A 5,374-nucleotide genomic window follows, 5' to 3' on the forward strand; every position below is an offset into this window, starting at 1 on the left:
ATGAGGATTTCGCCCCCTGCGCTCCGGCGTAAGAGGAAATCTGATGTGAGCCGTGGTCGTTCGGTGTCATCCAGGTCGCTGGGTGACTCGGACACCACATAGACCATGCAATGGTGTTTTGACTCATCGCGAGTCAAAACCCGCCAACACCCCCTCCGAGCCGGGAACCAGGTTCGGAGGTTATACATTCCGGTTGATCCTGCCGGAGGCCATTGCTATTGGGATTCGATTTAGCCATGCTAGTCGCACGAGTTCAGACTCGTGGCGAATAGCTCAGTAACACGTGGCCAAACTACCCTTCGGAACACGATACCCTCGGGAAACTGAGGTTAATAGTGTATACCACAGTCCACCTGGAATGAGGACTGTGCCAAATGCTCCGGCGCCGAAGGATGTGGCTGCGGCCGATTAGGTAGACGGTGGGGTAACGGCCCACCGTGCCAATAATCGGTACGGGTCATGAGAGTGAGAACCCGGAGACGGAATCTGAGACAAGATTCCGGGCCCTACGGGGCGCAGCAGGCGCGAAACCTTTACACTGCACGACAGTGCGATAAGGGAATCCCAAGTGCGTAGGCATAGAGCCTACGCTTTTGTCCACCGTAGGGAGGTGGACGAATAAGGGCTGGGCAAGACCGGTGCCAGCCGCCGCGGTAATACCGGCAGCCCGAGTGATGGCCGATTTTATTGGGCCTAAAGCGTCCGTAGCTGGCCGCACAAGTCCATCGGAAAATCCACCCGCTCAACGGGTGGGCGTCCGGTGGAAACTGTGTGGCTTGGGACCGGAAGGCGCGACGGGTACGTCCGGGGTAGGAGTGAAATCCTGTAATCCTGGACGGACCGCCGATGGCGAAAGCACGTCGCGAGAACGGATCCGACAGTGAGGGACGAAAGCTAGGGTCTCGAACCGGATTAGATACCCGGGTAGTCCTAGCCGTAAACAATGCCTGCTAGGTGTGGCTCCCACTACGAGTGGGTGCTGTGCCGTAGGGAAGCCGCTAAGCAGGCCGCCTGGGAAGTACGTCCGCAAGGATGAAACTTAAAGGAATTGGCGGGGGAGCACTACAACCGGAGGAGCCTGCGGTTTAATTGGACTCAACGCCGGACATCTCACCAGCATCGACTGTAATAATGACGATCAGGTTGATGACCTTATCCGAGTTTCAGAGAGGAGGTGCATGGCCGCCGTCAGCTCGTACCGTGAGGCGTCCTGTTAAGTCAGGCAACGAGCGAGACCCGCATCCTTACTTGCCAGCAGCACTGCGAAGTGGCTGGGGACAGTAGGGAGACCGCCGTGGCTAACACGGAGGAAGGAACGGGCAACGGTAGGTCAGTATGCCCCGAATGTGCTGGGCAACACGCGGGCTACAATGGTCGAGACAAAGGGTTCCTACTCCGAAAGGAGACGGTAATCTCAGAAACTCGATCGTAGTTCGGATTGTGGGCTGCAACTCGCCCACATGAAGCTGGATTCGGTAGTAATCGCGTGTCATAAGCGCGCGGTGAATACGTCCCTGCTCCTTGCACACACCGCCCGTCAAAGCACCCGAGTGAGGTCCGGATGAGGCTCGTTACACGAGTCGAATCTGGGCTTCGCAAGGGGGCTTAAGTCGTAACAAGGTAGCCGTAGGGGAATCTGCGGCTGGATCACCTCCACAGACCCGAGACTCCCTCTCGAGGGAGCTCACCTTTCGACCGTCTTCCAAGACGGTCACTATTCATGCATGGTCGCGTGTCCACCCACTCGCCGACCTGGACACCGACGAACGACCACGACTCACACGCAGACACCAGCACCAACTTCCTTCCCAACACGGGAAGGTGGGCTCATAGCTCAGCGGTAGAGTGCCTCCTTTGCAAGGAGGATGCCCTGGGTTCGAATCCCAGTGAGTCCATGTCACCCCGATGCGAATCCGTCCCCTTAAGTGGGAGACGCGATTCCGTTAGGGTACGACGACCGATGCACCATCCCGGGAAACCGCGGATGGGAAGGGTTCGACGAACGCCCCGCCAGGGTGATTCGATGACGACCGTGTATACGTGCGATCCAGACGTCCACTGAACTCAATCGAGTTCGTGGAACGTCAGTGAACCATATACAGTCGGGTGACACTATGTCACTTGACACCGTCAGTACTCTCTTCGGAGAGTTGACTGACACACTACTGGCTACTGTGCCAGCTGGTGAATGGCTCGGCTCGAGAGCCGATGAAGGACGTGCCAAGCTGCGAAAAGCTCATGGGACCCGCATGGAGGGGAAGAACATGAGATTTCCGAATCGGAATCCGTTTACAATTGCCACGCGCAATAGGGAACTCCCTGAATTGAAACATCTCAGTAAGGGAAGGAAAAGAACGCAAACGCGATGTCGTTAGTAACCGCGAGTGACCGCGACACAGCCCAAACCGAAGGTCTTCGGACCAATGTGGTGTTCGGGTTGACAACCAAAACGCGACCCGCTCTCAGAAGTCTCCTGGAATGGAGCGTGAAACAGGGTGACAACCCCGTACGAGAGTGCAGTACCGTTGGCGTCAATACCAGAGTAGCAGGGGTCGGATATCCTCTGTGAACGACTCAGGCATCCCCTGAGAAGGCTAAACACTCCTCGAGACCGATAGCGAACAAGTAGCGTGAGCGAACGCTGAAAAGCACCCCGAGAAGGGCGGTGCAATAGGGCCTGAAATCAGCTGGCGATCGAGCGACAGGGCGTACAAGGCGATTCTCAAAACGACCGAGGAGCGATCCTCCAGTAGGAAGAGAATCGAGCCGGCGTCGTGTCGTGCGTTTTGAAAAACGACCCAGGGAGTGCACTTGATTGGCGAGTCTAACCCGTGAACCGGGGAAGGCGCAGGGAAACCGATACGGCCGCAGCATTGCGAGGGCCACCGTGTTCAAGCGCGGGGAGTCAATTGGGTGCGACCCGAAACCAGGCGATCTATACGCAGGCAGGGTGAAGCGTGGCGAAAGCCACGTGGAGGCCCGTTAGAGGTGGTATTCTACAATATCCTCTCGTGATCTGCGCATAGGGGTGAAAGGCCCATCGAGCCTGGCAACAGCTGGTTCCAACCGAAACATGTCGAAGCATGACCTCTTCCGAGATAGCCCGCGGGGTAGAGCTACCGATTGGATGACCCGCCTCCGAGAGGAGTCGGCCATCCTGTCAAACTCCAAACCCGCAGGCGTTGTAGACGAAGGGAGTCCGGTGCGCGGGGTAAGCCTGTGTACCGTGAGGGGAACAACCCAGAGCCGGGTTAAGGTCCCAAAGTGTAGATTAAGTGCGATTCGAAGGTGGTCTCAAGCCCTAAACAGCCGGGAGGTGAGCTTAGAAGCAGCTACCCTCTAAGAAAAGCGTAACAGCTTACCGGCCGAGGTTTGAGGCGCCCAAAATGATCGGGGCTCAAATCTACCACCGAGACCTGGCCGTGCCCTTGACAGGGGCAACCGCGTAGGTTGGCGTTCTGTTCGGATGGAAGCACGGGTGAGAACTCGTGTGGACCGTTCAGAAACGACAATCCTGGTCACAGTAGCAGCGATAGTCGGGTGAGAACCTCGACGGCCTGATGAGCAAGGGTTCCTCGGCACTGCCACTCAGCCGAGGGTCAGCCGGTCCTAAGATGCACCGTAATTCGACTGCATCAACGGGAAACTGGTTAATATTCCAGTGCCATCGTGCAGTAAACGCCGACGCCGTGTGGAACGCTGAGCCGGGCTTTCGCCCGGTCGAATCGTGGAAACTCGTGGAAGCCGTCATGGCACGAAGCGAGTGAAGCGCGAGATAGAGAAATTCAGCCGTACATAGGGCCCGTGAAAAGGCAAGCACGATGTCCGTACCGAGATCCGACACAGGTGCTCTGGCAGCGAAAGCCACGGCCTGTCGGGAGAACCGACGTTAGGGAATTCGGCAAGTTAGTCCCGTACCTTCGGAAGAAGGGATGCCTGCTCTCTACGGAGCAGGTCGCAGTGACTCGGGCGCTCCGACTGTCTAATAACAACACAGGTGACCGCAAATCCGTAAGGACTCGTACGGTCACTGAATCCTGCCCAGTGCGGGTATCTGAACACCTCGTACAAGAGGACGAAGGACCCGTCAACGGCGGGGGTAACTATGACCCTCTTAAGGTAGCGTAGTACCTTGCCGCTTCAGTAGCGGCTTGCATGAATGGATAAACGAGAGCGCCACTGTCCCAACGTTGGACCCGGTGAACTGTACGTTCCAGTGCGGAGTCTGGAGACCCCCAAGGGGAAGCGAAGACCCTATAGAGCTTTACTGCAGGCTGTCGCTGAGACGTGGTCGCCGATGTGCAGCATAGGTAGGAGTCATTACACAGGTACCCGCGCCAGCGGGCCACCGAGACAACATTGAAATACTACCCGTCGGTGACTGCGACTCTCACTCCGGGAGGAGTACACCGGTAGCCGGGCAGTTTGACTGGGGCGGTACGCGCTCGAAAAGATATCGAGCGCGCCCGAAGATCATCTCAGCCGGGTCGGGAATCCGGCGAAGAGCGCAAGAGCACAAGATGGTCTGACAGTGTCATTCCCAACGAGTGACGCTGACGCGAAAGCGTGGTCTAGCGAACCTACGAGGCTCCGGAATGGGGCCCGTAGATGACAGAAAAGCTACCTTAGGGATAACAGAGTCGTCACCCGCAAGAGCACATATCGACCGGGTGGCTTGCTACCTCGATGTCGGTTCCCTCCATCCTGCCCGTGCAGAAGCGGGCAAGGGTGAGGTTGTTCGCCTATTAAAGGAGGTCGTGAGCTGGGTTTAGACCGTCGTGAGACAGGTCGGCTGCTATCTATTGGGGGTGTCAAGGTACTTGACGTGAACGAACGTATAGTACGAGAGGAACTACGTTTGGTCGCCACTGGTGTACCGGTTGTGTGAGAACGCAATGCCGGGTAGCCACGCGACACGGGGTAAGAGCTGAACGCATCTAAGCTCGAAACCCACATGGAAAAGAAGTACCGTTGAGGTCACTCGTAGAAGACGAGTTCGATAGACTCGGGATGTACGCGCCGAGGCAACGAGGCGTTGAGTCCACGAGCACTAACAGACCGAAGCCACAATCATACGGCACTGACACCACACTTGGTTGAGTTCAGGCGGTAACTGGATCGCACATATACACGGTCACCTGATCGAGAGATCGGAACCACCGACACAGGCGTCTCGCTATGGAAGTAGCGAGTTTCGGTTCGAATCCGAGAGTCGGCGTGAAGGCGGCCAGAGCGGTGGGGAGACACCCGTACCCATTCCGAACACGGAAGTTAAGCCCACCAGCGTACCGGGAAGTACTGGAGTGAGCGATCCTCTGGGAACCGCGGTTCGCCGCCTCGCCATTCATCTGGGGCAATTGCCCCACTTCGTTTA

At 57.2% G+C, this 5,374-nt stretch carries 1 tRNA gene and 3 rRNA genes; all 4 read left to right on the forward strand.

Annotated elements, in window-relative coordinates:
* Positions 1-186 precede the first annotated feature (186 nt).
* The 4 genes from ACNS84_RS16050 (at position 187) to rrf (ending at position 5,341) form a co-directional block, all read left to right on the forward strand.
* Positions 187-1,656: ribosomal RNA gene (locus ACNS84_RS16050) — 16S ribosomal RNA — on the forward strand.
* A gap of 167 nt (positions 1,657-1,823) precedes the next feature.
* A tRNA-Ala gene (locus ACNS84_RS16055) sits at positions 1,824-1,895 on the forward strand.
* 265 nt (positions 1,896-2,160) lie between these two features.
* Positions 2,161-5,073 (forward strand): 23S ribosomal RNA (locus tag ACNS84_RS16060).
* A 146-nt stretch (positions 5,074-5,219) separates the two neighbouring features.
* Positions 5,220-5,341 (forward strand): 5S ribosomal RNA (gene rrf / locus ACNS84_RS16065).
* The 16S, 23S and 5S rRNA genes sit together here with 1 tRNA gene alongside, the layout of an rRNA operon.
* Positions 5,342-5,374 lie beyond the last annotated feature (33 nt).

The sequence above is a fragment of the Halorubrum wangae genome (assembly GCF_051194135.1).
GTDB lineage: Archaea > Halobacteriota > Halobacteria > Halobacteriales > Haloferacaceae > Halorubrum.